Genomic DNA, 26,412 nt, shown 5'->3' with positions numbered 1-26,412 from the left:
TTGCTGCACGGATCTGTTGCAGAGTTTCTTACTGAACGAAGAGTTGGTACCGAACCCTCTTCTTATGTCGCCAATTCCGCAAATTGACGAAACGGACAAATTCCCGGCCCAATCCAGCCGTTCAAGAATATCCGACTCTGCACTACAGCATTCCCCGAAGAAGACATTGCCGGACTGCCCCGCACTTTGGGTGTTCTTGGTCGGTCCAGGTTTAATGTTAGAGTATCATCGGCCCTTGTCCCTAAAGCAGACCTGCATCCAAATCCCAATAGGGTGCGTCGCGCCCGATACGCCCCACGATGAAATCCAGAAACGCGCGAACTTTCGCTGGCATGTGCTTTCGTTCAGGGAAGACGGCGTATAGCGCCTGCTCAGGCAGGCGATATTCGGGCAGCACCCTGACCAGACGGCCACTGGTCAAGTGGGCTCCGGCAATAAAGGTCGGCAGGCGACCGATACCAAGACTGTCAAGCAGCACGGTGCACAGGGCTTCACTGTTGTTCACGCGCAGAACACCGGATGTCTGAACGCGCATGTCACCCGCGGGCCCGGCTAAGCGCCATTCCGAAGGGTCGCGCGAATAGGCGTAGTGAAGGCAGGAATGCGCCAGAAGATCCTCAGGTGTTTCTGGCGTTCCGAACTGCGCAAGATAGTCCGGCGCAGCGACAATCACGCTGTGGATCGGGGCGAGTTTGCGTGCGATCAGGGCCGAGTTCGGCAACGTTCCGGCGCGTAAGGCCACGTCGATGCCCCCTTCGACGAGATCGACAAATTTGTCATCCATCGTCAGGTCGATTCTGATCCCCGGATATTGCCTGAGGAATGCAGCAATCATAGGCGCAACATGCAGTTGTCCAAAGGACATGGGTGTACTGAGCCTTAGTAATCCAACCGGTTGCCCCTGCAACGCCGCAACTGCGTCTTCGGCGTCCTGCGCTGCGCCAAGCGCCTGCGCCGCGTGGGCCAGATAGATTTCGCCCGCCTCGGTAAGGGAAATGGACCGCGTCGACCGATGAAAGAGCTGCGTTCCCAGATGGGCCTCCAGCACGCCGATCCGCTTGCTGACCGCTGATTTTGTAAGACCCAGATGCCGGGCGGCGGCTGCGAACCCGCCATGGTCCGCCACAGCAACAAAAACGGGGATAGCGCTAATTTCAGTCATGTTTTGCGATCCTTTGGGCGAATTATTCTCACCTATAAGTTTCAAATTCACACGATTATCATCAAATAGAAAGCCTAATAGGTATCTGCATGTCCTGTTAACGCCGGAGGCTGACATGCCCAAGATGCTTATCAACGGAGTTCTGCGTGACAGACCGCTCGCCTCGGACGGTCGTTTTCACCGCCTGCAAAGCCCATTCACGAGCCACATCAGCGTGCAACCGGGCGCCGCGTTTCCGAACACGCCCTGCCGGTACCACCTTTACCTGTCCAAAGCCTGCCCCTGGTGTCATGGCATCGATCTGATTCTAACTTTGAAAGGCTTACGCAATGCGTTCAGCATCACATGGATGGACCCGGTCATGTCGGAAAACGGCTGGGTCATCGACCAGACGCTGTTCAACGATCAAAGCGGTGTAGAACGCACCCGCTTCCTTTACGAAGTCTATCAGCACGCCAAGCCGGATTACACGGGTCCGATCAGCGTGCCTGTGCTACTGGACAAGGTTACGGGCCGGATCGTCAGCACCGAATCGGCCGAGATCATGCGCATGCTTCAGACGGAATTTCTCGATGCTGCGGGACCCGTTCTTCGCCCGTCCCATCTTTGCGACGAAATCGACCGGATCGCCGAACAAATTCAGTCACCGATCCGCGAAGGCGTCTATCGCGCCGGGTTTGCAACCAGCCAGATCGCGTATGGCGAGGCCGTAACGGCGCTCTTTGCCTGCCTCGACGCGATTGAAGAAACGCTTGGCCAACGCCGGTTCCTAGCCGGAGACGTGCTGACAGAGGTTGACCTGAAGCTGTTTCCGACACTTCTGCGGTTTGACCCGGTCTATGTGACCCACTTCAAGACCGACTACAAACGCATCAGCGACTATGTTGCCCTGTCCCGCTATCTGGCCGACATCATGCGGTTGCCGGGCGTGGCTGACACTGTGGACATGGCCCATATCCGTCAGCACTACTTCCTCAGCCATCGGCACATCAACCCCAGCGGAATTATCCCGATCGGCCCGGCTTCTCTGCGCTTAACCGATGTGCCGGAAATGGGGGCCGCGTGATGCCTGATATTGTCAGAAGATCCCCTGTATCCGCGCTGATCTTGGCCATCGGTGTCCTGGTGGGGGTCAGTTTCACTTTGTCCAAATTCGTCTCGATGGCAGGAATATCAGCTCTGACCGCTTTGTTCTGGCAGGTTTTGCTGGCCAGCATCGCGCTGTTGGCGTTGTGTTTGCTGTCGCAGAAGCGCGTGGCGCTCAACGCGCGGCACATTCCCTATTATGTCGGCGCCGGAGTTTTCGGTGTCAGCGGCCCCGCTGTGATCGGGTTTCTGGTGCTGGAGCATGTGAGCCTTGGGTTCTATTCCGCCCTCGTCACGCTGTCACCGCTGTTTACCTTTGCGATAACGGCACTGATCGCGCGCAGGATGCTGCCGTTGCACCGCCTGGTTGGTATTCTGATCGGCCTTGCCGGGGTCAGCCTTGCCACCATGGGTGGGTTTGACCTGTCGGGAGTCGAGCCGGCGTGGATTGCCCTGTCGCTTTTGGGGCCCTTGTTTCTGGCCTGCGGCAACGTCTTTCGCAGCTATGCCTACCCGCCCGGCGGCGATCCGTTGGGGCTGGCGACCGGAACGCTTCTGTCACAGCTGTTGCTGATTTCCGCCCTAATACTGGGACGCGGCACCACAATCAGCGACGTCTCGGTGCCCCCTGCCCTGCTTGGCGCAATCTTCGGCATCGGATCCATCACTGCGCTCAGCTATGCGCTGACCTTCGAAGTACAGCGGCGCACGGATGGCGTTGGGTTCGCCCAGGTCGGCTATTTTGCCACGCTTTCCGGCATCGCAATCGGGGCAATTGTCTTTCGGGAACCTCTTGGCCTTGGGCTGCTGGGGTCCCTTGCAATCCTGTTCCTTGGGCTAGCCGTCACCAACGGTCACCTGAAACTCCCAACGGTCCTGCATCGAGGGTCACAGGCCAACCAGACTTAGACCCACCGATAACTTTCAAACAGAAAAGGAAACCAAAACATGCAAATCACTGCCCCCACCACAGCGGCCCACGCGCCCCGGATCGCGTCCCTTTATACCGCGGTTGACGCGCTCGACGAAGCGGGCGTTGTTGAGCATGTCACCGAAGACGTGCAATTCCAGCTTGGCAATTTTGAACAGATTGACGGGTGCATAGCCGTGCAAGCCGCGAACGCGGATTTCTTTGCCACGATCCAGGGTATGCAACATACCATCACCGGCATCTGGTCCAGCGGCGATACCGCGTTCTGCGACGGCACCGTACACTATACGCGCAAGGATCAAAGCACACACGACGTGCGCTTTGCTGCAAGGTTCAACTTTCGCGAGGATAGGATCGCGGAATACCGAGTGTATGTGGATATCTCGGGTCTTTGACGCCCCTGGTTAGGGCGGCGCGCATTGCCTGCCGCTCTGGCCGACACAGACAGAAACGGCCATAATTGCGATCCAGCTTCGGAAGAGGGTTCGATGACCGATCGCAGCATTCTGGAACAGCTCATGACGATGTCCGACGACGTCTGGGACCGGCACACAAACCCGTGGAGCGGCTGGAGCCGCCTGAGCATCCCTCCCCTGTTCGTTCTTGCCTTTTGGAGCCGGTTTTGGCTGGGCTGGTGGTGCCTTGTTCCAATCGGGATTGTTGTCTTCTGGACATGGTGGAACCCGCGCGCCTTCAGCAAAACGGGCAACGCGGATAACTGGATGTCAAAGGGAGTGCTTGGGGAACGGATTTGGCTTGCGCGGGCGAAATCGCCAATCCCTGCAAGGCATCGCTGGGTGCCTCTTATTCTGGCCGCTGGTAGTGCGGTTGGTATCGGCCCCTTGGTCTGGGGTCTTTGGCAACTGCAAATCTGGCCAACGCTCTTGGGGCTGCTGCTGACTATGGGTAGCAAACTGTGGTTTCTGGACCGCATGGTCTGGCTGTTTGAAGACACCCGAGCGGCGAGCACCGGGCAAGGAAAATAGCGGCGCTGTGAAATCAGAATGCAGGAGCATCAGATGCCCCTGCCATTCCGGGTCCGCCGGGACACTCTTAAGTTTCTGAGCGCCCATGCGCCAAGGACCGCTGCGACAGGCCCAAAGACATCAGGGACACACCGGCGAATATCAGGTTCAAGCCAGCAAGAACCCCCAGCAGAACAAGGGACGAGCCATTGACGAAACCGGTCAGGATCAGGCCGCCAAGCAGAATGGCCATCGCGCCAGACGCAATCATAAGCGCCATAGATCGCTCCTGACGAGACCGAATGGCAATTACGATCCGCAACACGCCTTCGGCCAGAAAGACCGCGCCAAGCGCAATGGTCAGTGCCAGAACGCCGCCGAACGGATCAAGCAACAGAATAAGCCCCGCAAGCGCGTTCAGTACACCGATGGCCAACAGCCAGAAGAACCCTTTCCAGGCCTTTTCCGCAAATGCCTGAATCGCTGTGACGATGCCTCCGCCCAGCAGGACCACGCCGACAAAGGCTTCGACGGCCAGCGTGGACATCAGCGGGAAGGCTACGGCGCACAGCCCTACACAGAGCATGGCGACGCCGAGCACAATCAGCCAGACCGGTCGAGGCTGCCAACCGGCGGCCTCTTCCATGAGCGCGGGTTTCGGCACGGTTTCATTAACTGAATCAGTCATGTCGACCTCCAGGATTAGGGTCAGGCGACCGACTTGTCGAGATGATCGCGATAGGCGGCAACGGCGGCGTGCAAGGCTTCCCAATGGTTCTTCGCCTGATCATGCGCGTCCGTCACAGCGTCTTCGCCTTCTTTCTGGATGCGATCGGCAAGGTCAGTGACCTTGTCTTTTGCTTCCTGCAGATCGGATTGCAGCTTTGTCACCTGCTCCTGGGTCCACTTGTCGGTCGCGTCGCCCGCGTCCTTGACCTTCTGTTCGAACGATTTCAGCTCGTCCTCGACACGGGTATAGTCGTCTTTGGCTTTCTGTACGAATTCGGAAAATGTTGTCATGGTTCAGTCCTTTCATGGGTCATATGTTTGCTGGGCTCTTTTGAGCGCCATGGCCCAGACCCTCGCAGATCCACGGCCCGCATCCGAGTGAGTCACGGTTAAACCGTCGCGCTGTCTTGTGGCGCTGCTCGTCATCGGACAAAGTTGAGCGACGGAGGGAAACATGCTTGCCGAAGTAAGCTCTGCCATCGATCCAAGCGCTATTCAGGAACAGTTGAAGCGCGTCCTCGTCAGTCCGCATTTCGCGGATACCACGCGCCTGAACCGCTTTCTGTCGCATATTGTCGGCGAAGCGCTAGCGGGTCGGTCCGAGACGCTGAAAGGCTATGCAATCGGCATTGACGTTTTCGACAAGCCCGAGGATTTCGACCCCACCATCGACACGATCGTTCGGGTTCAGGCCAATAAAATGCGCAGCCGGCTGGATCTCTATTACGCTCAGGAAGGGCGCGAGGACCCGGTTCGAATACATATTCCCAAGGGGTCCTACGCCCCGGTTTTTGAGATCGCGTTTGACCCCGAACGCCGGACCGATGCCGAAACGCCCCCGGCGGCAACCGGACGGGTCGCGGTGGCCGTGATGCCCTTTGACAACTTGAGCGGAGACCCGTCGCAGGAATATCTGGCCGATGGGTTTACCGAGGAAATCATCTCGGCCATCGCCCGGTTTCGCGAGGTGAGCGTGCTGTCCCGGCACGTCACCTTTCGCTTTCGCGGCCGCGGCCGCGATCCGCGCGCGGTCGGAAGCGAACTCGACGTCCAATATCTGGTCGAAGGCAGCGTGCGACATTGGGACAACAAGCTGCGCGTCACCGCCCAGCTTATTGACGCGGAAACCGGCCAACAGGTTTCCGCGGACACTTATGACCGCGACCTGAGCGCGGACAGCCTATTTGAAATTCAGGACGATATCGCCGCCCGGATCGCCACGGAAATCGCGGAACCCCACGGAGTGATCCATCGAACAGGTGCAGTGCAGCGCAGGGCACAGACGCACACGCTGGATGCCTATCAGTGCAGGTTGCTGGCCACCGAATACTGGCGTGAACCCACGGTTAAAAAACACAAGAAGGTCCGCGACCTGCTGGAGCGCGCCGTTGAGATTGATCCCGAATATGCCGGCGCCTGGGGGATGCTCGCGATTGTCTACGGCGACGAACTGCGCGGCGGGTTCAATTTTCGCAAGTCCCCCCCGCCCTTTGATCGCGCGCTGGAGGCCGCACAGCGGTCGGTCGCTCTGGATCCGCTGAACGCAACCGGCCAGCACGCGTTGTTTTTGACCCATTTTCATCGTGGAGAGTTCGAAAGCTTTGAAGAAGCGGCCGCTAAAGCATTGCGGGCCAATCCGAATTATCCAGACATGTTGGCCGATCTGGCGGCCTGCTTTGCGTTGCGCGGCGATCTTGAACAGGCCGCGAGACTGAGCGCCCGCGCGATCGAGCTGAGCCCCAACCCGCCCGGCTGGTACCACGCAAGCACGTTCCTGATCTGTTTCATGAAAGATGATTACAGCGGCGCGCGTTCAGCGGCGCGCAAAGTCGGTGGTGGCATGTGGAATGGTTCTGAAGTGCTTGAGCTTATGTGCATCCCTTACACGGAACCGGACGCCGACCTGGATTCAACCCTGTTGGCCCTGAAGACCAACATTCCCGATGTTGACCGTTTTATCCAGACGCTCTACGCGATCTGGCATGTGCCATCTGACATCTCACAGAAAATGACTGAGGCGCTGCGCGCAACCGGGGCGCTGGACTGAGGTCCGGCCGTCAGGAATTTAACGGTGACTCACTCTGCCCGTTCGACCACTGTGCGTAGGCTGGTCCTGACATCGCAAACAGACCCGGAACCAACCAATGCTAACTCTGCCTCAGCGCCTTGATCTTATGAAACTCGCAACGGACATCGCAAAAACCAAGGCCAGCTGGTCCGAAGAAAAGCCGACCAAACTGGAAGAGGAAATCCTATCCATTTATGAGAGGCTCAGGCCAGGTGTTGAAAGCGGCAGCGCCTTTGAGAACACCAGCATGTCCGATGTAAAAACCGCGGTTGATGTCGCCTCGACCATCGACGAATTTCTCGATTAGCCGGCCCTACTTCACAAACCCAATCCACGCCGACTCTCATCAGGATGTTGTATGTGTGCAATTCCAACAACTATCAAGTGCGATCGCCCCAACCCGAACCTTAAGCATAGTTCTCTTACACGACGGTAGCGGCACGCTTTCCTGTATTCGCTGCGATTGCGAAAGCTAGCACCAAGATCGGATTTGAGATTTTTGACCCACTTGAGGATGCCGTTATAGACAATAGACTGCGAACCTTGCGACCGAGCATCAATTCTGGACGACACAGCACAATGCCCCAGTTGCATCGCATACCAGACCCTTCTCAAAAGTATTTTTATTTTTCTGATGACGAGCAAGCACGGAACCTGAGCCTGAGTTGATCTTGCTGAGCGCGTTTTCGAGAAATTGGACGCGAACACCCGGCGCCCACGCAACGTTGTTGTTGGGAGCTGCAGGTTCCGCTGCACATATCGCCAACACGTCCTTATTCAAACTAATCAGTCTCTGTGACGAAGGTACGTTTCTAGCAGGTGAGAGATTCCATCCGAACATTTGGTGGTAGAAGTTGTCCGGGAATGCGCCGCCGCGAGATAGGTAGTGTTCGTGCGTAAACTGACGAGCGGGGACAGGATAGTCGTGACGCGAAACAGATATACCGAAGAACGCGCCAAGCGGATCACGCAAGAGGCAGTTCTGACCAACCCCTGGAACTTCAAAGGGCGGTTTCACTACCGATCCTTTGAGATGGGCGGCGAGCTTGGCAGCCTGATCTACGTCTTCGACCTCAATATAAGGAATCCAGCCTTCAAAGGACACCTGATTTTGAGAAACGACCCCGGCCCCTGCCTCTCCATCGAGAGTGGCGAGGACAAAATCTCGATGGCCGCCGCCCCATGCGAAATCTGTGGCGTGTTCGACAATATAGCTCCAACCTGCCACGCTTTCGTAAAATGACCTGGAAGCTTCCACATCAGGCGTGAAAAGATCGTGCCAGACAACTCGGCCAACTTTTTCTTTTGTCACCGCGACTTCATCCAAACTGCTTCCGTTCGCCATAACTCTCGTTTGCGGTCCAAATATTGATGCAGATCAATTTGCGCGGTTCTGGTCCGTGAAATCACTTAATTCAGTGGCTCCGTTGGCGGTCAGCCATTCTGCAAATTTACCCATAGCATCCGTTGCGGGGCGATCCGAAGGCTAGGCGAAGCAATATTTACCAGCGTTAACGGCTTCACTGAAGGGTTGTATCAGGCGGCCGTGTTCGGTGTAGCGTTCGAACATGGGCACAGATAATAAGGCCGCCCCAGTACCAAAGGTGGCCAACTCGGCAAAGGCCACTGATCTGTCCAGAATTGGTCGCTTTACACGCGGGCAAATCGTTCCAACTGCTTCGAACCAACCTGGCCATCCGGCACCCTGAATTACGACGGTACCGCGTCGGCTGCATATTGAGACAGGAATTCCTCTGAGGGTGGGATCTGAGTGATAACATCAATCAGTACCCCGTTTGGATCGCGATATATCGCATGGCGTTGGCCAAACGGCTCGCTCACAAGTGACTTTGCCACCGGAACTCCTTCCGACCGAAGTCGTTCATCCACTTTGTCGACATCCTCGACTTCAAAATTGAGGATCATGCCCTTAGACGCACCGCGGGAAACCTCCGGGATCGTCTCGTGGTCCGACTGGACGATCGCGAGATTGACCGACGGATCCGCTTCACTTTGTAGATGCACATACCAATCCGCCTCGAACGCTGCGCGGAAGCCAAAGTGACGTTTATAGAACTCTGCCGTCTCAGAAACCGTCTCAGACTGAATGACCGGATAATATTGAGTGACACGCATTTTTGATCTCCTTAACTTACATGCACTTTGTATGTATCATCAATTTGCAAATACATGCAAGATGTATGTAAGGTGCTTGTAGTGATATTCGGAGCCGTTAAATTTGCCCCCAGAAAAACCCGCCCGACGCAGCCAGGCAGACCGACGCGCCGAAACGCGTGCCAAACTCGTAGAGGCTGCCCGCAAATTGTTTGTGGATTCGGGATTTGCCGACACTGCAACCCCAGACATCGTACGTAAAGCCAGCGTCACCCGCGGCGCGCTGTATCATCATTTCAAGGACAAGGCTGACCTTTTCCGCGCCGTCGCAGAAGAGGAGGCCAAAGCAATCTCACACCATATTGACCAGGAAACGCGCAATGTGGCCGATCCCGAACAGGCCATGATGGCAGGATCGAATGCCTTTTTTGATGCGATGTTGGTTCCAGGTCGGGTGCGCCTCCTGATGGAAGAGGCCCCAGCGGTATTAGGGCACAGCACCGCTGTCGCGTTGACCCGGGCCAATGGAACAGAGGAACTTCGTGAAGGGCTTTCGCGGGCTCTTCCTAAGCATTCACCAAAACAGATCGATGCTTTGACTAATTTGTTGTCGGCCGCGTTTGATCGCGCCGCTCTTGAGATCGCCTATGGGGGCGATCCGGAGGTCTACAAGGAGGTTATGAACCATTTGATTGGTGAAGTACTCAAGGGCAACTAGCAGACCTCGGAAGCCCCGCAGTATGGGTCCCTACCCTTTCTTCCGTGAGTTACTCGGCCCAAACAGGTCATTCACCGGCCGGTCACATGCTGTGGTCGCAGCCCGCATTGCGGACATTGGCGCTCGCGCGAAATTCTCAGAGCTTTTTGATGACCAAATCGCGCACCAAGCAGTCATCCGAACTAAGTAATTCCACTTTCATCCAGCACGAATTCAACCCGTTCGTTCACGGATACCTTTGGTAAAACTAAAACCTCGTAACCAAGGTCATTCAAAGCACATTCTATGCGATGATACTCTTCTACCGCAGCTTGAAAATCATGTTTGCGTTCAGCGTCACTTTCGAAAATCTCTTTCCAAGGTGGAAACAAGAATACAGGCTCGGAGTAAACACGGGCTTTTCCAATCGTTTCACCTAGCGATGGTCCGCGCGAGTATTCTAATGCAACCGCCGCATCAATGAGCCCCCTGTCAAAAAACACTGAACCTTGATGTTGTCGAGCCGCTTCTAAGTCAGATCGAGCGATTTCGACGGCGCGCATGGCGAAGGCTTTCATGTTTCTCCAAGGCAGGGCTTTGCCGTCACCAGCAATTTCTTCCTCTACGATACGCCGACCCGGTTCCGATACGGTCGCGAAACCACGCTCACTCAAGGCATCGAGAAGCGTGGATTTTCCACCACCTGAACAACCCGTCAGCAAGATGAACCCATTTCTCAAGGATCAAACCTCGTCATCTATTCAATTCATGATCACGTTTGAAAACGCAGTGATATTTCAGGCTATGATAAGGCTTTAGTCCCACCTACGACAGTGCGGCCCGATAAAGCTGTGAACTCATTTCCCTTAAATCCAAAGCTGTAGGATCGAAACCAATAGGAGTGTCGCCATTGCTCCATTGAAGATGTGCCAATGACGGTCAGTACGCAATAAATCTGCGATGAACCCTCCTGCCAAAACCCAAAGCGACAGGGAAACACAAGCGCACGCCAGAAACACAGCGGCAAGAATGCTGCCAAGCAAAAAGGGATCTGAGACCAAGTTGGAGAAAGATGAAGCGACTCCCACCGCCATCGCCCAAGCCTTTGGATTGACAAGCAACAGCGCCGCCCCGACGAGGAAACTCATGGGTTGTGCCTCGCTTAAGCGCGTGGCCGAAGGTGATCCGGCCAACCCAATTTTCAGTGCCAGCCAAACAAGGTACGCTGACCCGATTGCTTTGATAGCAGAACTCAGAAAAGGCGTAGATTGCAGCGTGGCCGCAAGACCGGTTCCGGACACGGCCACCAGCAGCGCGAGTGCAATGGCGATCCCCAAAATCAAAGGCAGGCTTTGCCGATAGCCAAACCGCGCGCCAGACGCTGTTGCAAGCGCTGTTGCCCCGCCGGGAGAGCCGGTGGCAATTAGCGCAAAGAGTATAAGAGCCCAAATCTGATCCGGCATGTGTCATCCAGGTCAACGGGCCGCAGTAACTTCGATTTCAACGAGAAGATCTGGTGCTGCGAGGGCAGCAACGACCAGCGTAGTCACCGCCGGCGGGTGCCCTCGGTTCCAACGGGCCTGACGCAATTTGGAAAGCTCGGGCAGGAAAACCGCGTCGGTGACATAGTAAACAACGCGCAGAATGTTGGACGTGTCCAGATCGACGTCTTTGAGAAGTGCCTCAACATTGTCCATTGCCTGATGGCATTGCTGCTCGAATCCCGTATGAGTTTTGCCATCCGGAGAGACCCCGATTTGTCCTGAAAAAAACAAAAACGACCGCGGAGCAGTGATCTGGGTGCCGTGCACATAGATACCTTGATACTGTTCCGGTACAACGCGCAGCGAGGCCGGAGCCAAACGTTTGATCATCTGAGTTCCTTTGCGTGTTCACAGTGTTGTCACCAAAACTTGGGGCAAGACGAACATCTGCGCCAACAAAACGTCAGTGCATGACATCAATGGATTTTTTGGCTCGCTCAGCTCTGATCGGTAACACTGACGATCCGACCGTCTTCGACGCGAAACGCAGATGCGCCTCGGAATCGCAGCTGCTGCCCTGCTTTCCACCCGTTGGGAAGATCGGCCGAAACCACTGCCGTGTAGTCGATCTCGACCAAGGTGACGGTCCCGACCGAAATCATGTTTGTTACCGTTTGCTGACGGGTTTTGAACGCTTGCACACCTGCAGCGGCCAACTCGGAAAAGGCCTGTTTCCCTGACGTTTCGATCGTTACATCTGCGTCGACGATGTTTCGAAACACCACGTCATCAGAAAGGCATGCGATCATACCAGCCACATCCATCTGGTTGTAGGCCTCGATGTAGGCTGCAATTGCGTCGGGAAGGTCGCTCATATTATGTCTCGCGCAGTACCGGATACCCGCACCGAGTTTCCTCTGACGTCATCCAACGACACTTTGATTAGTGAAGGACTTCCCATGTCTTCACCCTGGCGGATCGTGAATTCACCCCCATGTGGCCAGTTGCTATCACGCAGATACCCTGCAAAGGCCGCCGCCGCTGCGCCCGTTGCCGGGTCTTCCAGAACACCCCCCGAAGCGAATGCATTGCGCGCAACGAATGTCTGATCGGTCTCTATGAAGACAAGCATCACTGTGACCAGATCATGATCGCGCATCACCTGCCGTCCCTTATCGAGATCATATGTCATTGAAGCCAATCGGGTTCGACTTTTTAGTGGCAGCACGACATGATCGGCGCCGCCATGGATATGAGCCGGGGCTAGGCGTGGATCAAGGTCATCCACCGTCAGATCAAAGAGCGCCAGGATATCGCGCGTTTCTGCGTCTGTCAGTGCGCGGCTTTTGGTCGGTGGTGATGACAGGGTGGCCACCACGCCGTCGGGTGTCGTGTCCGTATCCACCGTGATCGTGGCGTCATTCAGGGTCAGGGAATAGGTGCCGGCCCCACTATGTCGCCCGAGCGCGGCGCCCAATGCAATTGTCGCATGGCCACAAAATGGAACCTCAGATTCAGGGGAGAAATAACGAACGCGCCAATTCTTTCCTCCGTCATCCTGCGCGACGGCAAACGCAGTCTCTGAATACCCGACCTCAGCTGCGACCCGGGCCATTTCCTCGGCACTGGCTTCACTTTCCAACAACACAACACCTGCCGGATTGCCGCCTTCCGATCCTTGGCTAAATGCCGCTATACGTTGGATATCCATGTTTGTCTCCTTAATTCTGCTTGCGGCAAACTATCGGAAGGAACTGGGTTCTGTCCCAGCACTGATGAAGGGCAAATTGAAAATCTTCTTTCACATCATTGTCCGATTCTCTAAACTTCCTTCATGTCGAAAGAACTGGACCAAACAGACTGCCGAATCGTAGAGCTTCTCGATTCTTATGGCCGTACCAGCCTCGCAAACATTGGAAAGAACGTAGATCTCTCCGGCCCTGCCGTCGGAGAACGCCTGCGCCACCTTCAGGAAAGCGGATACGTCACGGGCTTTGGTGCCCGGATCGATTTGAAACGTTTTGGCTATACAATCCAGGCTCTTGTCAGGATCAAACCAAGAAGTGGGCAGCTTCACATTGTAGAGAAGATGATCGAGGAGCAGCCTCGCTTTATGTCATGTGACAGGGTCACTGGCGACGATTGTTATGTCGCACGGCTACTTTTGAAAGAGATCAGCGAACTCGACGATATCCTTCTGCCCTTCCACGACCGAGCCGAGACCAATACATCGATCATAAAGTCTTCAATCTTCGAGCACAGGTTGCCGCCCCTCGACCAACCCTAGATCTCGGAACGGCTTTTGGCACCTAGGATCGCCAGTCCTTGGTCTTTGCTTCCAGCCATTTCCTGAACCGCCGTATCTTCTGCGAATTGCGGTGGCTCTCGGGGTAGACAAGCCAATAGCCTGATCCATCTTCACAAGTCAGATCGAAAGGTTGGGTCAACCGCCCGCTTGCAAGCTCATCCTTGAAAAACGCAGGTGTTAGCATTGCGACACCCTGACCTGACATGGCGGCGTTGGCTTCCAATACCTGCGGGCCGAAATGTTGGCGGATTTCGTCTGACAGTTCCGGCCTCTCCAATCCCGCCTCTGCAAGCCAACGGTTCCACCAGGGATCAGACGGCGACAGAATGTGAAGACGCATTAGGTCCTTGGGATCATGAACGCCGCCTATGCTTTCAGCCAGATCCTTGCTCAGCATTGGGGTAAAACGGGTTTGGATTAGTAAATGGCTCGAAAGTCCACGCCAGTTGCCTTTGCCACCGCGAATGGCGACGTCGAAACCGCTGGAGACAAAATCTGTCAGGGTTTCACTCACTTCCACCCGCACCGCAATATTGGGATTTTCCACCTGAAATCCCCCCAAGTGCTGTGCCAGAAAATTGGTGGCAAATGTTGGAATGACGCTGATTGCAAGCGTTTCCTGAGAAACGCCTTTGGCCTCGGCAAATGCGTCACTCAGAACGTTGAGCGCGTCGGTCGCCTTTTCTGCGAAACCTGCCCCAATATCTGTCAGGGAAACTCCACGTGCCTCTCGATGGAAGAGTGGTGCGCCAACCCGCTCCTCAAGGATCTTGATCTGATAGCTGACAGCAGCCTGGGTCATCCCAAGCTTGTCTGCGGCAACCGTGAAGTTCTTGCTCCTCGCGGCCTCCTCAAAAACCCGAATTGCAGCCAGTGGCGGAAGATCACCTCGGGAAGCCATTCAATCTCCTTATGCTCTTTGGCTCTGTTTTGTTTGTTTTAAGCCCATTCAACCGGTCAAACGTATGACAGCCATCAATTCAATGAATGTGGGGACCATATGAGACTGCTCACGTATTTTCAAAACTTTTTGACTCTGGTTAATGCAACCTACCGGGACAAAACTGTTCACCCAGGCGAGTTTCAACACTGGTCAGGCCACATGAAAAGGGACATTGGCATGGATTATCCAGCGCTCCCTGAAAGGTGTTACTTTCAACGATCATCCTGGTAGTGCGAAAGCGTTGTTAAGTTAGAGTGGTTGTTTCAACCTATTAAATTGGACAATTTATGGACGCAAAGATCGTATCGGCTGAACACGTCTCACTTGAGGATTTGCGCCTGGTAATGAACAGCGCGTTTTCGGACTACACAGTCCCAATGCAACTGACCCGGCAGTCATTTGCATTCATGTTGAAGCAGAGGGGATATGATCGCCAAGCCTCGCGGCTTGCGATTGTTGAAAGGCAAATCGCTGCCATTTGGTTGGTGTCTTTGCGCGGTCGCCGCGGCTATCTGGTTGCAAGCGGCACAGTTCCTGCGTTCCGACGGTTGAGATTGGCACGAAGATTGGCGGATGATTGCCTTGTGCACCTTCGACAACAAGACACGGAAAGTTTCCAGACCGAGGTAATGGCCGATAACAGCAAGGCATATGAGTTGTACGCTTCTCTGGGAATGAAAGCTGCCCGGACTCTGCAGTGTTATGACGTTCCACCGCTGCCGAGTACCGATGCTCCTGGTATGGTGCGAAAGGTACCCTGGAGGGAGATTCAGAGCGACGCCACCGCAATGATCGAATTGGAACCCTCCTGGCAAAACGACATCGCGTCCGTCAGCGCCGTAGCTTATGAAGCACAATGCTGGGCCATATCCGATAACCTTGGTCTGGCGGCCTATGCGGTCATTTTGCCAACAAACAATACCCTTGCCCAAATTTGCGTTCGCCAAGACCGAAGACGCGAAGGGATCGCCAGCTCATTGCTCCACACATGTCAGGCTGGCGGCACGCTTCGCCTACTCAACATCGACGTCACATCAACAGAGTTCCAGTCGTTTCTTGGAAGTGTCGTAGCTGTACCGACAGTCCGCCAATTTGAATTGAGCATGAACCTATGACGAATCGGAGCGGGAAAATGCCCGAAAGCCAGATTTTTCGCCCGGTTTCAGAGCAAATTCTGGCAAATGATTGGGGCGTTCTAACCAAATACGAGTTTGAATTGCGTCGCCAGAATGGCCAATGGCAGCGCCAAACACGAGAAGCCTATGATCGCGGCAACGGGGCGACTTGCCTGTTGCACAACCCGGATACAGATCAAGTATTGCTCACGCGTCAGTTCCGATTGCCAGTTTTCCTCAATGGAGGGATTGATGGGCTGATCGAAACCCCCGCTGGGTTGCTTGGCGGCGCTCAGGCCGATGAGCGAATGCGTAAAGAGCTTGAAGAAGAAACCGGTTATCAGATCGACAAACTCATCCACTTGTTTGACGTCTACATGAGCCCAGGCTCAGTCACGGAGTTTCTGTCTTTCTTCAAAGGTACGTATTCACGCTCTGATAAAAAGGGGCAAGGGGGTGGTTCTTTCGACGAAGGAGAGGACATTGAAGTTATGCACATTCCACTAATGGACGCGATGCAGATGATTACCGAGGGCGAAATTCGGGATGCAAAGACCATCATTCTTCTACAGCAACTGATGATCGAAAAGCTGACGAGGACTGGCGGCAGCTGAGAAGAATCCCCTGTTCTTAATCCAAACCCCAGGTCCTAAGACGGAAAATTCGAGCATTGCGAAGTTTTATGATTGCTCGCCCTGGAGGCTAAGCTGGCTCCCAGAGCTCTATAGGATTTCCTTCCGGATCATTGAGCCATGCGAATTTGCCATTCGGATAAGGTGAATTTGGATCTCGGCGGACTTCCACACCCTTAGATTCGAGCTGTGCGATCATTCTATCGATGTCACTAACACGAAAATTCAGCATAAATGCCTTTTCCTGATTCCCGAAATACTCTGTTACTTTTTCGAACGGGGCAAACACTGTCTCGCCTGCTTCTTGCGTCCAACACGGCGTTTCATAATCATTGGGAACGAGATCAATTCCCAAATTGTCACGATACCAAACGGCCAAGGTGGCAGGGTCTTCTGCCCGAAAGAAAAATCCTCCAAATCCTAATACTTTTTCCATCGTCGAATTCAAACCCGATCATGCCCTCGGAGCACACTACTACACACCGTGAGACTTGATTAGCGGCCCGAAGCGGACGTTCATCGACACATGTCGCCGCTGCGGTGCGGCCCGTCGAACCGGCCGTTCGCTGCAGGCGCAAATTTTCAGGGTGCACGAACTCACAGTCTGCGGACAAAGCGCCATTTCGCTGCGGTTGCTCCAATGTCCACTTTTCCGGTATCACCCCTTCCAGAGACAAACTTAAGATTGACACACTATTGACGCCAGTCTCCAGCTTTGGACTTTCGGTTTTGCCTTTGGAGCAAGTGAATTCAGGTAAGTGATTTCGATGGCAGAAAAAAACAAATCGCAGTTCGTTCTGATTGGCGCGCCAATAGATTGCGAGGGAACTCCGGCCGGGTGCAGCCTTGCTCCCATGGTTCTTCGGCGTTTGGGATTGCGTGAAGCATTAGGTGCGGGAAGTGACTTGAATGACCTGCCGGTGCGCATACTGGATACCACGCGTGACCCAGTTACCGGAATTATCGACTATGCTTCTGTGGAGCACCTGACACGGGAAGCGCGTGATCAAATCGGGAAAATCATAAAAGCAGGTGATATCCCAGTGGTTCAGGGCGGATGCTGCTCAATGGTCATGGGGGCGGTGGCCGGAGCGAAGGACACTCACGATAACGTTGCCGTCGTATACATAGATGGACACATGGATTTGTACACCGGGGAAACATCCCCAGAAGGTCTTTGTGCCGATATGCCCGCAGCAATTCTGCTTGGCTATGGGCCACCGCAACTGGCCGAGTCTATGGGTGCAGAGGCTTTGCTTGAGCCAGAAGAACTTGTTCTTCTGGCATATAGAGATGAAGATTTGGCTCGTGCTGACGGCTCCCTGATGCCAATGGATTTTTGTGGGCGGTTGAAGCACTGCAACGTCCATGATCTGCGTCACAAGAGGGCCGAGCATGTGGCCAAAGAGAAGCTACGCTATCTTCATCGTATGGAAACGAAATTCTGGCTTCACATCGACTGGGATGTGATGGATGAGAATGTACTTCCTTCCGCAGACTATCTGATGCCAAACGGTTTGACCTGGGCTGAGTTCGAAACATTGGTCAGGCCATTCGTTCAGGCCGAAGCGCTAGTCGGGGTTTCGATGTCAGATTATAATCCCGACAACGATCCCAACTTGATCGATGGACACAAAATCATTGAAGCAGTTCAGCGGGTATTTGCAAAATCGCATAGTTAAAGATGGCAATTATTGGCCAGTTAGTACATCAGGTGCAGCGGACAACGCACTTTTCCGCAGTTCAGTCAAAGCTGTTATTGCTGAATCACGGTCTTTTTCGTTGACCAGAATATGATCGTAGATCAGCGCACATTGTGGAACTATCGATAGCCCGGCGTTCGCCAGGCAGTTAACGGCTGGCTGAAGGTAGCCCGCAACTTCGATATCGAGTGGCACGTCGAAAGTCAGGCAGGCGAGTGGCCCGTAGCTGTCGCGACAAACTGCTGATACCTCATATTGCTTCCAGACCTTTTCGGGCAAGATAACAGCCACTTCGTGTTGATCGCAGATCAATGACACATAATGCTCGGTGGTTGGGGTTTGCGAAATTAAGTGTAAAGCACTTGCTCGGTCCTTTGGGTCGAAGCTCGCCATACGATAGACGCCGGGCCAAACAATCAACCGGGATTGCTTCCACAAGTCTCTGATTGCGTCGTTTCTAAACAACTTCATGTATGTCTCCGGGAGTTTCCTGCATGCGTCTTGTATTGCGTTTTAGCCCTACCTTGAGAAGCAGACATTCGTGCGAAGCGCAGCATCGGTCAAGTTGGGCTCACAAAGGACCTCGGGGCCGATGCAGAAAGGGTCCCTGCCCTGCCAATAACGGTTCACGCAGGCGGCCCAAACCGGCCATTGGCAACTATGCTGCACGCTGCAGTGCGGCTTCCCCGAAACGGACATTGATCGACTGCAGACAAATTGGGTGGCCCATTCAAGAATAGTCTTTAGGAGAGATGCTTGCTGCGCGACCCTTTGCCTTTTTCTGCCGCCGCAATCGCGGCCACAGTCAGAATGAGTGGTGCGGCTAAAATGAAGCTGGTGGATAGACTCAGGCGGAAGATGAACAGATCAGCCAACAAAGGCCAAAGAAGCGCTACGTATTCAAAGGGCGCCAAGCGTGACGCTTCTGCATAACGAAACGAAAGTGTCAGGGCGATATGGCCAAAGCCGCCAAAGAGGCCCGCGCCAATCAGCAATGCCGTTGTCGGCACATCCGGGATGACCCAGCCCCACGGCAGTGTGCACAACGCGCCGACCATGGACGCGATGACGAAGTACATGGCGATGGCGCCGGGACTTTCCGTTCGGTTGAGGCTGCGCACCATGATAAGTGCCAGCGCCGAAAGTACAGCAGATACCAGTGCCAGCCCAATCCCCCACAATCGTGTCCCGTCTGGGCTGCCACCGTCAAGTTCAGGCCAAACCAGGACAACCACACCACCGAAGCCAACAAGAACGCCCGCAATCCGCCAGATTGTTAGGCGTTCGGACAGAAGGATCACCGCGCAGACAGCCATGAGCATCGGCGAGAGCTGTGCGATCAGCAGTGCCTCGGCCAGCGTGAGATAGGCGAGTGCTGCGAATGAGGTGAACAGAGATATTGCTCCGAAACTCGACCTAAGCAGGTGTTGAAAGGGTCTCTTGGTGGCAAGCCCATGAGGAAACTCTCCGCGGACCCAAAGGAAAAGAACAAGCGGAATGACGGCAAAGAAGGAGCGGAAGAACACGACTTCGCCCAAAGGAACTTCCGTTCCCGCGGCCTTGACGCAGACAAACATGCCAGCCGACAGAAGACCCGCGAGAATGCGCAAGCTGATCCCCAGTGTTGGACGGTCGTGATCGGTCATTCGGAACGGCCTCGCTCGGCCAAGGCATCACGCAGTGCGTCTCCCGTCAGGTTGATGGCCAAAACGCAGATCACAACGGCAAGTCCGGGCCAGATCATCTGGAGAGGTGTCGAGCGCAAGTGCACCCGCGCGTCCAGCAGCATCGCGCCCCATTCGGGGTTTGGGGGTTGCACGCCAAATCCCAAGAATCCGAGCGCCGAAATACCGAGAATTGCGCGGGCAAACATGCCGGTCCAGACCACCGTCAATGAGGGGATCAGGGAAGGCACATAGTGCCAACGCGCGATGGACCATCCAGGCAATCGGGCCAGCCGGGCTTGAACTACATAGCCTCGGCTTTGTACCGACAGACCAATGCCGCGTGCAACGCGGGCATAGCGCATCCAGCCGGTGACACTTAGAGCAAAGATGAGGCTCCAAGTGCCAGCGCCCATCAGCCCTGCAATGACGATGGCCGCAACAAGCTCAGGGAAGGCAAGAAATGTGTCGGTAGTGCGCATCACGACCCAATCGGCGAGTTTACCGCCCAGAGCCGCGGCAAGTCCGAATGTAGTGCCGATCACAAGGCTGATCACCGAGATCAGGAAAGCCAATCCTAGCGACCAGCGCGCGCCGTGCAGCAAACGCGACAGGATATCCCGACCGAGCGCGTCGGTCCCAAGCAGAAACTCAGGCCCCGGCGGTGACAATCGTTTTGGGATGTTGATTGCGGTTGGATCGTAGGGTGCCAGCACTGGACCAACACCGGCCAGCAGAACGAAGGCGATGCCCAGCACCCAGACGCTACGCATTACGCTCTCCGATCCTTGGATCAATGATGTTGTAGATGAGGTCGATGACCAGGTTGACGGTCACAAAGACAATCGCCGTCAGAACCACGACGGCCTGCACATGGGCAAAGTCCCGGGCGAGGATGGCTTGGACCAGAAAGGTGCCAAGGCCAGGCCTGCCAAAGATCACTTCTACAAGGACCAGACCTTCGAGGAGAAACGCCATTTCCAATCCAAAGACCGTGATGACCGGTATCGCAGCATGCGGTGCGACGTGGTCTTTGCCGATGGATCTTTCGGAAACGCCGCGTCGTCTGAAGGCGGGCAGGAACGGCTGGCCACGCGCCTCAAGAATACCAGAGCGGATGATCCGCGTGAGCGATGCTGCAACCCCGAGACCAAGCGTGAGGGCCGGAAGGATGGCGTGTGCTGGTGTGCTTGCCCCCAAAGCAGGCAGCCACGCGAGTTTGACGGCGAAGATCAGGATCAGGATTAACCCTAACCAATATGCCGGGATCGCGTTGCCGAGCGAGGCGATGCCAACAGCGAAGCGGTCCAGCCAGCCACCCGGTCGTTTCGTTGCCACAAGTGCGAGCGGGATTGAAACGGCAAGTCCAATGGCAAGTGACGTAAAGGCCAGCGGAAATGTGTAACTGATTGCGGCTGTGAGGTCTGGCCATACCGCGCGGCCTGTGACGGCGGAAAAGCCAAGGTCCAGTGTCAGCAAAGGTCCGAGCCAGGCCCAGAAGGCCTGCCAGAAGGATTTGTCGAGGCCCACCTCTTCGCGGACCTGATCGATCACCTCATCCGTCAAAAGCGCGTCGAACCGGGCCATGGCAATGGCCTGCGCGGGATCGCCCGGTGCGTTCCACAACAAGGCGAACGTCAAGATTGCAGTGCCGGACAGCACGACCAGCGTTCGCAAGAGCAGGCCACCGACAACCTTGATCACGCGACGGCCTCTAGCGCCCCAAGCGCGATGGCAGCGTTGCGTAGGGCGCGGCAATATTCGGATTGCGGGTCTAAGGCGAAGGTTCGGGCGTCTGCGATCTCCTCGATTCGTCCGGCTTTCAAAACTGCGATCTGGTCTGCGTGGGCCACGGCATAGCCGAGGTCGTGGGTGACAATCAGTGCGGCAAAGCCTTCTTCGTTTTGCAGGTCCGAGATCAGACGTGCGGTATGTTTCTGGGTCACCGCATCCAATGCCGAGAGCGGCTCATCGAAAAGCACCAAGGGCGGTGACGCGATCAGCGCGCGCAGGATCCCGGCGCGCTGTGCCTGCCCGATGGAAACCTGATCCGGACGACGCTCCAACAGATCAATTGGGAATTCCAATCCCGTGCACAACCGTTCCAGCCGACCATGGACGAGCGTGATGCGCTGCGCAACAATCGGTTCCATGATCGAGCGCCTCAGGCTGAGCGTTGGATTGAAGGCCGACCGGGGTTCTTGCATCACCAAGGCCGGACGTGCGGCGCGCGTCGGTGCGCCGTTCCACGTGATCTCGCCCGATGTCGGTCTCAACAGGCCGAGAATGGCAGCAATCAATGTCGATTTACCAGCACCGCTCTCACCAACGACCGCTAGTGTCTTACGTGCAGGCAAAGACAGCGAGATATTGTACAGAGTCACGCGTCTGCCGCGTTTCACTGTAAGATTGCGCACGGTCAGCACGGCAGTGACATCCAATTGCGATGCGCCGATAATGATTGTGCTGTCTCAGTCCTTGGCCGCTCCAAAATGTCCAGCGTAGCGCCCTGCTCCACCAGGCGGCCTGCGTCCATCACCATCAGCGTATCGACCTGGCGAGCGGCGAGACCCAGGTCATGGGTAATCAGGATCATCGCTGCGTCCTTTCCGTCCAGGAATGCGCTCAAGAGGTTCATCGTTGCGGCGGCCACCACGGGATCAAGCGCCGATGTAGGCTCATCGAGCACGATCAGGTCAGGCGTGCCTATGAGCGCCATAGCGATCACAAATCGTTGCTGCATTCCCCGGCTCCAGCCCCAGGGACGCTTGCCCAGATCACCTCCCTCAATCTTCAGCGCCTTGAACAATCCGGCCAGATCCGCGCTGTCTGGGGTCAGACCAAGCGCCACTTCTGCCTCACGCCAGTGAAACGACATGGACCGTAGTGGATCGAGCGCCTCATCCGGGCTTTGCGGCACATGAGCGACGCTGTGACCCTGCGCGCGCAAGTCGTCGATCAGCGCATGACCGAGCGTGGATTTGCCAGAGCCCGACGCGCCAACGAGGCCGATGCGGCCTCGTGGTGGGATGTCCAGCGATGTGGGGTGGAGGATGGTCTGGCCTGAACGGATCGCGTTCAGGCCAGAGACTTTCAGGGTCATTCTGACAGCTTCGTCTCATGCGTAATCCAGTAGGTCTCGGTCGGATGCACTTGGTAGCCAGTCAGGCCGGGAACACCCACGTTGGTCTGGCTGACATGAAACACCGGGATCAGAGCGGCCTCGGCAGCGATGATTTGCTGCGCCTCGTCGTAGATCGCCTTGCGAGCTTCATGTTCGAACGTCAGACGTCCCTGATCGAGCAACTCATCCAACCGGGCATTGGCAAAGCCACCCGAATTCGAGCCACCATCAGACTTCAGCAGCGTCTCCAGAACAGCGCCGGGATCGCCCTGCGGTGTGGTCACCCAAGCTTGTAGGAAAAGGTCGGCGTCTCCGGCCGCAATCGAGTCATTGCTTGCTCCCCATTCGCCCACAGTGATGTTGGCCTTTACACCGATGGCTGACAGGAAGGCTTGCGTCAGTTCAGCAGTTGGCGGCAATGCGGCCCGCGAAGAATAAGTGACGATGTCGATTTCAAGCGGTGCACCGTCGAGCATCCAGCTGCCGCCCTCTTTGACCGCGCCAGCCTCGGCCAATAGTTCTTCTGCTTTTGCAGGGTCGTAAGGTGCGGGAATATCCGCGGCCCAGCCCTTGCCCTCCGGGTAAACAGTGCCTGCCGGAACACCACCAACGCCGGACAGGGCGGCGTCAACAACGCCTTGACGGTCAATCGCATACGATAAGGCTTGGCGGATCAACGGGTTTGCCATAGGGCCGCTCTTTGCGTTCACGGTGAAGAAGTAGAGCCGTGCCGTCGGAGCCGAGAAGCCCTGCGCGCCGGTTTCTTTGATGCGGTCAAAGTCGGTTTCTGGGTAGTTGATCACAAGATCAATCTCGCCCGCCTCAAACGCCAGCGCGGCGGTGGCAGGGTTCGCCGACGCGACGACGCGGACCTCTTCTAGGCCAGGCGTCCCCTTCCAATAGTTGAGATTTGCTTCGGCGCGATAAAGCTGTTCCGGCACCGCTTCTTTGAACACGAAAGGACCCGTGGCGTTTATCGGAAACGCGTCAGACGGCTCACCCAAGACAGCAATCGCCGGTTCGGACAGAGTCCACGGGAAAGCGGCACTCGGGCTGTTCGTCTCGAACACGAGCACGTTGTCTCCGTCGGTCGACATACCCGCAAGGTCGAGCAGCTTGGACACCCTCGCGTTGTGACCGGGATGCTCCTCATCCGAAATCGGCGTGATCGCGTCTATGACGGCCTGGGCCGTCACCGCGCTGCCATCATGGAACGTCAGCCCGTCGCGCAGGGTTACGCGCCAAGTTGTCGGAGACGCCTGTTCGATGGTCTCCGCCAGGCGCGGATAGAGGTTCATCTCATAGTCGATCCCCATCAGCGTCTCGGTCACGCCGGTCTGATTGGACATCCAGCCGTTGTAGCTGGCGCGCGGATCAGGGACTTCAGCCGTAGGACCAAAGCCAACCGAAATGGTAAGGCTGCCCTCTTGAGCGGTTGCAGGAAGTGCAGTGCTTAGCGCGAGCGCTGTGGCGCAAGCCAGACGGGAAACGAAAGACATAAGGATTTCCTTCAGGACATGGAGTTGAGTTTGGAAGCAGTGGATTGCCGGTCACGTGCCAGTGTGCGGGCTTCGGCTTGAGCGAGCGTCAGCAGGGCCTCGTCGTCCGACTGACCCCGCGCCCGAGACTTGGACCAGATGCGACGAACTGAGGCCGGGGACCACGGCAAGGCAGCTTGCGCAACCCATTGCCGGACCGGCTGCGGCAAACCGTCAAAGGCGTCCATGGGATCACCCGCCCGCCTTTTGCGGCGCAGGCTGCATTGCCCGAGATTGCGTTTCATTCGGCCTCGTCCGGATCGAATACAGGGTCGAGAACGAGAACCAAGCGGGTCTCACCTGTGCCCTCGATTGGTGGTGAACGGTGCAGAAGACCTGATGGCGGATCGGCAGGCCAAAGCGTGCCCCGCAGCAGGATCGGCGCGCCAGTTGGCACTGTGAACACCCGCTTCGGGTCGGCGCCATCTATAGAAATCCCGTATTGTGTTGCCGTGCCACGATAGGTGCACACAAGTCGGGCGGTGATCGCGTCGATGTGGAACCGTCGGCAGGCGTTGGTTTGAATCCGGTCCAGCCGCAATCTCAGATACTGCGCCTGCATCAGGTCCGCGAACATCTGCGCCAATTCGGTGATATCAGCTTCAAGCCAAGCGCGTTGGTCACCATCTGGCACACCCGACATATCGCAAAGGTGGCCGACGGTTTCGGCCACGGCGCCCTTGGGAAGTATCACGCGGCCATTCGGCAGAGTATCTTCGGGCAAGGCTTCAAGCCAGGATGTAACATCTTCCGGCATGTTTCGCCGCCAAATCGCTGCCGCACAGCCCGGCTGCAAAAAGGCGCGAAGTCCCGCCGGGTCGTCCGCCACACCAACGCCGACCGCTGCGTCTTTGACAGTCTTGCGGACAAAGTTCATGCCGCATCCTCAACACGTCGCCAGCCCGGAAACGGGTCTGGCATGTCGAGCGGCAAGGCATCCGGTCCGGAAGCCATCACCGAGGGCACGAGGCACGCGTCGAGTCTGTTCTTGAGCGCTGGCCAATCGATGTCAGAACCGATGAACACCAGCTCTTGCCGCCGGTCGCCCCAAGGCTCAATCCAATGCTGCTGCAAGTACTCACGGGCAGACGCGTGATCTGGCCAGCGGTCTTGTGGGACAGAGGCCCACCAAGTTCCAATTGGCTTCACACTAGAAAGCGCCCCGGCCAGCGAAAACTCGGCCACCCATTCGGGGCGGGTTGCGATCCAGAAATGACCCTTCGCCCGGATCACCCCGGGCATATCGCCATTCAAAACTGCAAGAATCTTCTCAGGGATGAAGGGCTGACGCGCACGGTAGACGTAAGACGTTACGCCATACTCTTCGGTTTCAGGCGTGTGGTCCGCAAAGCCGTAGAGTTCCTTGGCCCACATCGGATGCTCATGCGCCTTGTCAAAATCGAATAACCCGGTGTCGAGGATTTTCTCGGCCGCAACCTCTGAATGGTTCGTCTCGATGATCTCGGCATCCGCGTTCAGGCTCCGAATGATCTTGCGCGCCGCATCCACTTGACCCTCGGTCGCATCGGCGACCTTATTGAGGATCACCACATCGGCAAATTCCATCTGATCCGTCAGAAGATGGACAAGCGTGCGCTCATCTTCTTCGCCCATGACCTCGCCGCGATCCCTCAGGAAGTCGTGGCTTGAAAAATCCTTGAGCAGGTTCACGGCATCCACCACCGTCACCATCGTATCTAGCCGCGCGACATCGGACAGGCTGTCGCCAAACTCATCGCGGAAGTCGAATGTGGCCGCTACGGGAAGCGGCTCGGAAATTCCCGTGCTCTCGATCAGCAGGTAGTCAAAGCGACGCTCGGCAGCCAACCGGCGCACCTCATCCAGCAAATCGTCACGCAAGGTGCAGCAGATGCAGCCGTTCGACATCTCAACCAGCGTCTCGTCGGTTCGGCTGAGTTCGGTGTCCGCGCGCACCAGATCGGCGTCGATATTCACCTCCGACATGTCATTAACGATGACGGCCACCCGCCGCCCCTCACGGTTGTTCAATAACCGGTTCAAAAGAGTGGTTTTGCCCGCACCTAAGAACCCGGACAGGACGGTGACGGGAAGACGGGTATCTGGCATATTTGGCTCCACAACACGCAACGACAGTCACGCAACTTACGCAGTTACTAGACGAATGCA

General features: G+C 56.1%; 33 protein-coding genes. 11 read left to right on the top strand and 22 right to left on the bottom strand.

All coding sequences use genetic code 11. The features are described from left to right. Nucleotides 1-241: 241 nt before the first annotated feature. Nucleotides 242-1,162 (bottom strand): LysR family transcriptional regulator, encoded by a 921-nt coding sequence (locus tag ACR0AP_RS08365; protein ID WP_480506374.1) that lies wholly within the window; start codon nucleotides 1,160-1,162, stop codon nucleotides 242-244. Nucleotides 1,163-1,277: 115 nt separating this feature from the next. On the opposite strand from ACR0AP_RS08365, the gene ACR0AP_RS08360 reads away from it, so the two are divergent. The 4 genes from ACR0AP_RS08360 to ACR0AP_RS08345 all read left to right on the top strand — a co-directional run bounded on the left by ACR0AP_RS08360 (nucleotide 1,278) and on the right by ACR0AP_RS08345 (nucleotide 4,165). Beyond that, on the top strand, nucleotides 1,278-2,228 hold the full coding sequence (locus tag ACR0AP_RS08360; RefSeq protein WP_480506373.1) for a glutathione S-transferase family protein: 951 nt from the start codon (nucleotides 1,278-1,280) through the stop codon (nucleotides 2,226-2,228). Continuing rightward, nucleotides 2,228-3,157: a DMT family transporter gene (locus ACR0AP_RS08355; protein ID WP_480506372.1), complete on the top strand. Its 930-nt coding sequence runs from the start codon at nucleotides 2,228-2,230 to the stop codon at nucleotides 3,155-3,157. The genes ACR0AP_RS08360 and ACR0AP_RS08355 overlap by 1 nt, the downstream gene beginning before the upstream one ends. A 39-nt stretch (nucleotides 3,158-3,196) precedes the next feature. Next, entirely contained in the window at nucleotides 3,197-3,574 is a 378-nt protein-coding gene (locus tag ACR0AP_RS08350) for a nuclear transport factor 2 family protein (protein ID WP_480506371.1), read from the top strand. A gap of 93 nt (nucleotides 3,575-3,667) precedes the next feature. Continuing rightward, complete coding sequence (locus tag ACR0AP_RS08345) at nucleotides 3,668-4,165, top strand: DUF6653 family protein (RefSeq protein WP_480506370.1); 498 nt, start codon at nucleotides 3,668-3,670, stop codon at nucleotides 4,163-4,165. A 67-nt stretch (nucleotides 4,166-4,232) separates the two neighbouring features. Here ACR0AP_RS08345 and ACR0AP_RS08340 read toward each other — a convergent pair whose 3' ends face one another. After that, a complete protein-coding gene (locus ACR0AP_RS08340; protein ID WP_480506369.1) occupies nucleotides 4,233-4,832 on the bottom strand; it encodes an HdeD family acid-resistance protein in 600 nt (199 codons plus the stop codon). A gap of 20 nt (nucleotides 4,833-4,852) precedes the next feature. Beyond that, nucleotides 4,853-5,164, bottom strand: a complete 312-nt coding sequence (locus ACR0AP_RS08335) for a hypothetical protein (RefSeq protein ID WP_170451072.1) — start codon at nucleotides 5,162-5,164, stop codon at nucleotides 4,853-4,855. 163 nt (nucleotides 5,165-5,327) lie between these two features. On the opposite strand from ACR0AP_RS08335, the gene ACR0AP_RS08330 reads away from it, so the two are divergent. Together ACR0AP_RS08330 and ACR0AP_RS08325 are read left to right on the top strand one after the other, a co-directional pair. Beyond that, nucleotides 5,328-6,920, top strand: coding sequence for a tetratricopeptide repeat protein (locus ACR0AP_RS08330; RefSeq protein ID WP_170683955.1), 1,593 nt, complete (start codon nucleotides 5,328-5,330; stop codon nucleotides 6,918-6,920). A 97-nt stretch (nucleotides 6,921-7,017) separates the two neighbouring features. Continuing rightward, nucleotides 7,018-7,248: a hypothetical protein gene (locus ACR0AP_RS08325; protein ID WP_480489035.1), complete on the top strand. Its 231-nt coding sequence runs from the start codon at nucleotides 7,018-7,020 to the stop codon at nucleotides 7,246-7,248. A 249-nt stretch (nucleotides 7,249-7,497) separates the two neighbouring features. Here ACR0AP_RS08325 and ACR0AP_RS08320 read toward each other — a convergent pair whose 3' ends face one another. Together ACR0AP_RS08320 and ACR0AP_RS08315 are read right to left on the bottom strand one after the other, a co-directional pair. Further along, nucleotides 7,498-8,268 (bottom strand): VOC family protein, encoded by a 771-nt coding sequence (locus ACR0AP_RS08320; protein WP_480489033.1) that lies wholly within the window; start codon nucleotides 8,266-8,268, stop codon nucleotides 7,498-7,500. 383 nt (nucleotides 8,269-8,651) lie between these two features. Then, nucleotides 8,652-9,077, bottom strand: coding sequence for a VOC family protein (locus ACR0AP_RS08315; protein ID WP_170728043.1), 426 nt, complete (start codon nucleotides 9,075-9,077; stop codon nucleotides 8,652-8,654). Nucleotides 9,078-9,180: 103 nt separating this feature from the next. Here ACR0AP_RS08315 and ACR0AP_RS08310 point away from each other — a divergent pair, with 103 nt between their 5' ends. After that, nucleotides 9,181-9,774 (top strand): TetR/AcrR family transcriptional regulator, encoded by a 594-nt coding sequence (locus tag ACR0AP_RS08310; RefSeq protein WP_480489031.1) that lies wholly within the window; start codon nucleotides 9,181-9,183, stop codon nucleotides 9,772-9,774. Between the two features lie 182 nt (nucleotides 9,775-9,956). Here the strand turns inward: ACR0AP_RS08310 and ACR0AP_RS08305 are convergent, their stop codons facing one another. From ACR0AP_RS08305 to ACR0AP_RS08285, 5 genes are all read right to left on the bottom strand, one after another. Then, nucleotides 9,957-10,493 (bottom strand): AAA family ATPase, encoded by a 537-nt coding sequence (locus tag ACR0AP_RS08305; protein ID WP_480506368.1) that lies wholly within the window; start codon nucleotides 10,491-10,493, stop codon nucleotides 9,957-9,959. A gap of 126 nt (nucleotides 10,494-10,619) precedes the next feature. Next, nucleotides 10,620-11,216, bottom strand: a complete 597-nt coding sequence (locus ACR0AP_RS08300; RefSeq protein WP_480506367.1) for a LysE family translocator — start codon at nucleotides 11,214-11,216, stop codon at nucleotides 10,620-10,622. A gap of 12 nt (nucleotides 11,217-11,228) precedes the next feature. Continuing rightward, nucleotides 11,229-11,627, bottom strand: a complete 399-nt coding sequence (locus ACR0AP_RS08295; protein WP_480506366.1) for a RidA family protein — start codon at nucleotides 11,625-11,627, stop codon at nucleotides 11,229-11,231. Between the two features lie 107 nt (nucleotides 11,628-11,734). Next, nucleotides 11,735-12,112, bottom strand: a complete 378-nt coding sequence (locus tag ACR0AP_RS08290; protein WP_480506365.1) for a nuclear transport factor 2 family protein — start codon at nucleotides 12,110-12,112, stop codon at nucleotides 11,735-11,737. Continuing rightward, nucleotides 12,109-12,948, bottom strand: a complete 840-nt coding sequence (locus tag ACR0AP_RS08285) for a PhzF family phenazine biosynthesis protein (RefSeq protein WP_480506364.1) — start codon at nucleotides 12,946-12,948, stop codon at nucleotides 12,109-12,111. Before ACR0AP_RS08285 ends, ACR0AP_RS08290 begins: the two co-directional genes overlap by 4 nt. A 123-nt stretch (nucleotides 12,949-13,071) precedes the next feature. On the opposite strand from ACR0AP_RS08285, the gene ACR0AP_RS08280 reads away from it, so the two are divergent. Then, on the top strand, nucleotides 13,072-13,524 hold the full coding sequence (locus tag ACR0AP_RS08280) for an Lrp/AsnC family transcriptional regulator (RefSeq protein WP_480506363.1): 453 nt from the start codon (nucleotides 13,072-13,074) through the stop codon (nucleotides 13,522-13,524). Nucleotides 13,525-13,546: 22 nt separating this feature from the next. On the opposite strand, the gene ACR0AP_RS08275 is transcribed toward ACR0AP_RS08280, so the two are convergent. Then, the gene (locus ACR0AP_RS08275) at nucleotides 13,547-14,446 is read right to left on the bottom strand and encodes a LysR substrate-binding domain-containing protein (protein ID WP_480506362.1); all 900 of its coding nucleotides are present in this window, start codon (nucleotides 14,444-14,446) and stop codon (nucleotides 13,547-13,549) included. Nucleotides 14,447-14,775: 329 nt separating this feature from the next. Here ACR0AP_RS08275 and ACR0AP_RS08270 point away from each other — a divergent pair, with 329 nt between their 5' ends. Continuing rightward, nucleotides 14,776-15,603, top strand: coding sequence for a GNAT family N-acetyltransferase (locus ACR0AP_RS08270; protein WP_480506361.1), 828 nt, complete (start codon nucleotides 14,776-14,778; stop codon nucleotides 15,601-15,603). Nucleotides 15,604-15,620: 17 nt separating this feature from the next. Next, a complete protein-coding gene (locus tag ACR0AP_RS08265; RefSeq protein WP_480506360.1) occupies nucleotides 15,621-16,217 on the top strand; it encodes an NUDIX domain-containing protein in 597 nt (198 codons plus the stop codon). 88 nt (nucleotides 16,218-16,305) lie between these two features. Here the strand turns inward: ACR0AP_RS08265 and ACR0AP_RS08260 are convergent, their stop codons facing one another. Next, nucleotides 16,306-16,671, bottom strand: coding sequence for a VOC family protein (locus ACR0AP_RS08260; protein ID WP_480506359.1), 366 nt, complete (start codon nucleotides 16,669-16,671; stop codon nucleotides 16,306-16,308). 331 nt (nucleotides 16,672-17,002) lie between these two features. On the opposite strand from ACR0AP_RS08260, the gene ACR0AP_RS08255 reads away from it, so the two are divergent. Then, on the top strand, nucleotides 17,003-17,917 hold the full coding sequence (locus tag ACR0AP_RS08255) for an arginase family protein (RefSeq protein ID WP_480506358.1): 915 nt from the start codon (nucleotides 17,003-17,005) through the stop codon (nucleotides 17,915-17,917). Nucleotides 17,918-17,926: 9 nt separating this feature from the next. Here ACR0AP_RS08255 and ACR0AP_RS08250 read toward each other — a convergent pair whose 3' ends face one another. The 10 genes from ACR0AP_RS08250 to ACR0AP_RS08205 form a co-directional block, all read right to left on the bottom strand. Further along, entirely contained in the window at nucleotides 17,927-18,409 is a 483-nt protein-coding gene (locus tag ACR0AP_RS08250) for an ACT domain-containing protein (protein WP_480506357.1), read from the bottom strand. 272 nt (nucleotides 18,410-18,681) lie between these two features. Continuing rightward, entirely contained in the window at nucleotides 18,682-19,584 is a 903-nt protein-coding gene (locus ACR0AP_RS08245) for a DMT family transporter (RefSeq protein WP_480506356.1), read from the bottom strand. Then, nucleotides 19,581-20,375, bottom strand: a complete 795-nt coding sequence (locus tag ACR0AP_RS08240) for an ABC transporter permease (protein WP_480506355.1) — start codon at nucleotides 20,373-20,375, stop codon at nucleotides 19,581-19,583. Before ACR0AP_RS08240 ends, ACR0AP_RS08245 begins: the two co-directional genes overlap by 4 nt. Beyond that, nucleotides 20,368-21,306: an ABC transporter permease gene (locus tag ACR0AP_RS08235; RefSeq protein ID WP_480506354.1), complete on the bottom strand. Its 939-nt coding sequence runs from the start codon at nucleotides 21,304-21,306 to the stop codon at nucleotides 20,368-20,370. Before ACR0AP_RS08235 ends, ACR0AP_RS08240 begins: the two co-directional genes overlap by 8 nt. Further along, a complete protein-coding gene (locus ACR0AP_RS08230) occupies nucleotides 21,303-22,043 on the bottom strand; it encodes an ABC transporter ATP-binding protein (protein ID WP_480506353.1) in 741 nt (246 codons plus the stop codon). The genes ACR0AP_RS08235 and ACR0AP_RS08230 overlap by 4 nt, the downstream gene beginning before the upstream one ends. Continuing rightward, nucleotides 22,022-22,705, bottom strand: a complete 684-nt coding sequence (locus tag ACR0AP_RS08225) for an ATP-binding cassette domain-containing protein (RefSeq protein WP_480506352.1) — start codon at nucleotides 22,703-22,705, stop codon at nucleotides 22,022-22,024. Before ACR0AP_RS08225 ends, ACR0AP_RS08230 begins: the two co-directional genes overlap by 22 nt. After that, a complete protein-coding gene (locus tag ACR0AP_RS08220; RefSeq protein WP_480506351.1) occupies nucleotides 22,702-24,225 on the bottom strand; it encodes an ABC transporter substrate-binding protein in 1,524 nt (507 codons plus the stop codon). The genes ACR0AP_RS08225 and ACR0AP_RS08220 overlap by 4 nt, the downstream gene beginning before the upstream one ends. Before the next feature lie 11 nt (nucleotides 24,226-24,236). Next, nucleotides 24,237-24,509 (bottom strand): DUF6525 family protein, encoded by a 273-nt coding sequence (locus ACR0AP_RS08215; RefSeq protein WP_480506350.1) that lies wholly within the window; start codon nucleotides 24,507-24,509, stop codon nucleotides 24,237-24,239. Next, entirely contained in the window at nucleotides 24,506-25,141 is a 636-nt protein-coding gene (locus ACR0AP_RS08210; protein ID WP_480506349.1) for a DUF1826 domain-containing protein, read from the bottom strand. The genes ACR0AP_RS08215 and ACR0AP_RS08210 overlap by 4 nt, the downstream gene beginning before the upstream one ends. After that, entirely contained in the window at nucleotides 25,138-26,352 is a 1,215-nt protein-coding gene (locus ACR0AP_RS08205) for a GTP-binding protein (RefSeq protein ID WP_480506348.1), read from the bottom strand. Before ACR0AP_RS08205 ends, ACR0AP_RS08210 begins: the two co-directional genes overlap by 4 nt. Nucleotides 26,353-26,412 lie beyond the last annotated feature (60 nt).

Source organism: Ruegeria sp. AF7, assembly GCF_056541885.1.
Note: the sequence above shows the minus strand (reverse complement) of the source record. Positions and strands in the feature narration are given on the sequence as shown.

What these genes read in the sequence shown, in the direction of transcription:
- ACR0AP_RS08365 (WP_480506374.1), bottom strand. Translation starts at nt 1,162, where the DNA reads ATGACTGAAATTAGCGCTATCCCCGTTTTTGTTGCTGTGGCGGACCAT.
- ACR0AP_RS08360 (WP_480506373.1), top strand. Translation starts at nt 1,278, where the DNA reads ATGCCCAAGATGCTTATCAACGGAGTTCTGCGTGACAGACCGCTCGCC.
- ACR0AP_RS08355 (WP_480506372.1), top strand. Translation starts at nt 2,228, where the DNA reads ATGCCTGATATTGTCAGAAGATCCCCTGTATCCGCGCTGATCTTGGCC.
- ACR0AP_RS08350 (WP_480506371.1), top strand. Translation starts at nt 3,197, where the DNA reads ATGCAAATCACTGCCCCCACCACAGCGGCCCACGCGCCCCGGATCGCG.
- ACR0AP_RS08345 (WP_480506370.1), top strand. Translation starts at nt 3,668, where the DNA reads ATGACCGATCGCAGCATTCTGGAACAGCTCATGACGATGTCCGACGAC.
- ACR0AP_RS08340 (WP_480506369.1), bottom strand. Translation starts at nt 4,832, where the DNA reads ATGACTGATTCAGTTAATGAAACCGTGCCGAAACCCGCGCTCATGGAA.
- ACR0AP_RS08335 (WP_170451072.1), bottom strand. Translation starts at nt 5,164, where the DNA reads ATGACAACATTTTCCGAATTCGTACAGAAAGCCAAAGACGACTATACC.
- ACR0AP_RS08330 (WP_170683955.1), top strand. Translation starts at nt 5,328, where the DNA reads ATGCTTGCCGAAGTAAGCTCTGCCATCGATCCAAGCGCTATTCAGGAA.
- ACR0AP_RS08325 (WP_480489035.1), top strand. Translation starts at nt 7,018, where the DNA reads ATGCTAACTCTGCCTCAGCGCCTTGATCTTATGAAACTCGCAACGGAC.
- ACR0AP_RS08315 (WP_170728043.1), bottom strand. Translation starts at nt 9,077, where the DNA reads ATGCGTGTCACTCAATATTATCCGGTCATTCAGTCTGAGACGGTTTCT.
- ACR0AP_RS08300 (WP_480506367.1), bottom strand. Translation starts at nt 11,216, where the DNA reads ATGCCGGATCAGATTTGGGCTCTTATACTCTTTGCGCTAATTGCCACC.
- ACR0AP_RS08295 (WP_480506366.1), bottom strand. Translation starts at nt 11,627, where the DNA reads ATGATCAAACGTTTGGCTCCGGCCTCGCTGCGCGTTGTACCGGAACAG.
- ACR0AP_RS08290 (WP_480506365.1), bottom strand. Translation starts at nt 12,112, where the DNA reads ATGAGCGACCTTCCCGACGCAATTGCAGCCTACATCGAGGCCTACAAC.
- ACR0AP_RS08285 (WP_480506364.1), bottom strand. Translation starts at nt 12,948, where the DNA reads ATGGATATCCAACGTATAGCGGCATTTAGCCAAGGATCGGAAGGCGGC.
- ACR0AP_RS08280 (WP_480506363.1), top strand. Translation starts at nt 13,072, where the DNA reads ATGTCGAAAGAACTGGACCAAACAGACTGCCGAATCGTAGAGCTTCTC.
- ACR0AP_RS08275 (WP_480506362.1), bottom strand. Translation starts at nt 14,446, where the DNA reads ATGGCTTCCCGAGGTGATCTTCCGCCACTGGCTGCAATTCGGGTTTTT.
- ACR0AP_RS08270 (WP_480506361.1), top strand. Translation starts at nt 14,776, where the DNA reads ATGGACGCAAAGATCGTATCGGCTGAACACGTCTCACTTGAGGATTTG.
- ACR0AP_RS08265 (WP_480506360.1), top strand. Translation starts at nt 15,621, where the DNA reads ATGCCCGAAAGCCAGATTTTTCGCCCGGTTTCAGAGCAAATTCTGGCA.
- ACR0AP_RS08260 (WP_480506359.1), bottom strand. Translation starts at nt 16,671, where the DNA reads ATGGAAAAAGTATTAGGATTTGGAGGATTTTTCTTTCGGGCAGAAGAC.
- ACR0AP_RS08255 (WP_480506358.1), top strand. Translation starts at nt 17,003, where the DNA reads ATGGCAGAAAAAAACAAATCGCAGTTCGTTCTGATTGGCGCGCCAATA.
- ACR0AP_RS08250 (WP_480506357.1), bottom strand. Translation starts at nt 18,409, where the DNA reads ATGAAGTTGTTTAGAAACGACGCAATCAGAGACTTGTGGAAGCAATCC.
- ACR0AP_RS08245 (WP_480506356.1), bottom strand. Translation starts at nt 19,584, where the DNA reads ATGACCGATCACGACCGTCCAACACTGGGGATCAGCTTGCGCATTCTC.
- ACR0AP_RS08240 (WP_480506355.1), bottom strand. Translation starts at nt 20,375, where the DNA reads ATGCGTAGCGTCTGGGTGCTGGGCATCGCCTTCGTTCTGCTGGCCGGT.
- ACR0AP_RS08225 (WP_480506352.1), bottom strand. Translation starts at nt 22,705, where the DNA reads ATGACCCTGAAAGTCTCTGGCCTGAACGCGATCCGTTCAGGCCAGACC.
- ACR0AP_RS08220 (WP_480506351.1), bottom strand. Translation starts at nt 24,225, where the DNA reads ATGTCTTTCGTTTCCCGTCTGGCTTGCGCCACAGCGCTCGCGCTAAGC.
- ACR0AP_RS08215 (WP_480506350.1), bottom strand. Translation starts at nt 24,509, where the DNA reads ATGAAACGCAATCTCGGGCAATGCAGCCTGCGCCGCAAAAGGCGGGCG.
- ACR0AP_RS08210 (WP_480506349.1), bottom strand. Translation starts at nt 25,141, where the DNA reads ATGAACTTTGTCCGCAAGACTGTCAAAGACGCAGCGGTCGGCGTTGGT.
- ACR0AP_RS08205 (WP_480506348.1), bottom strand. Translation starts at nt 26,352, where the DNA reads ATGCCAGATACCCGTCTTCCCGTCACCGTCCTGTCCGGGTTCTTAGGT.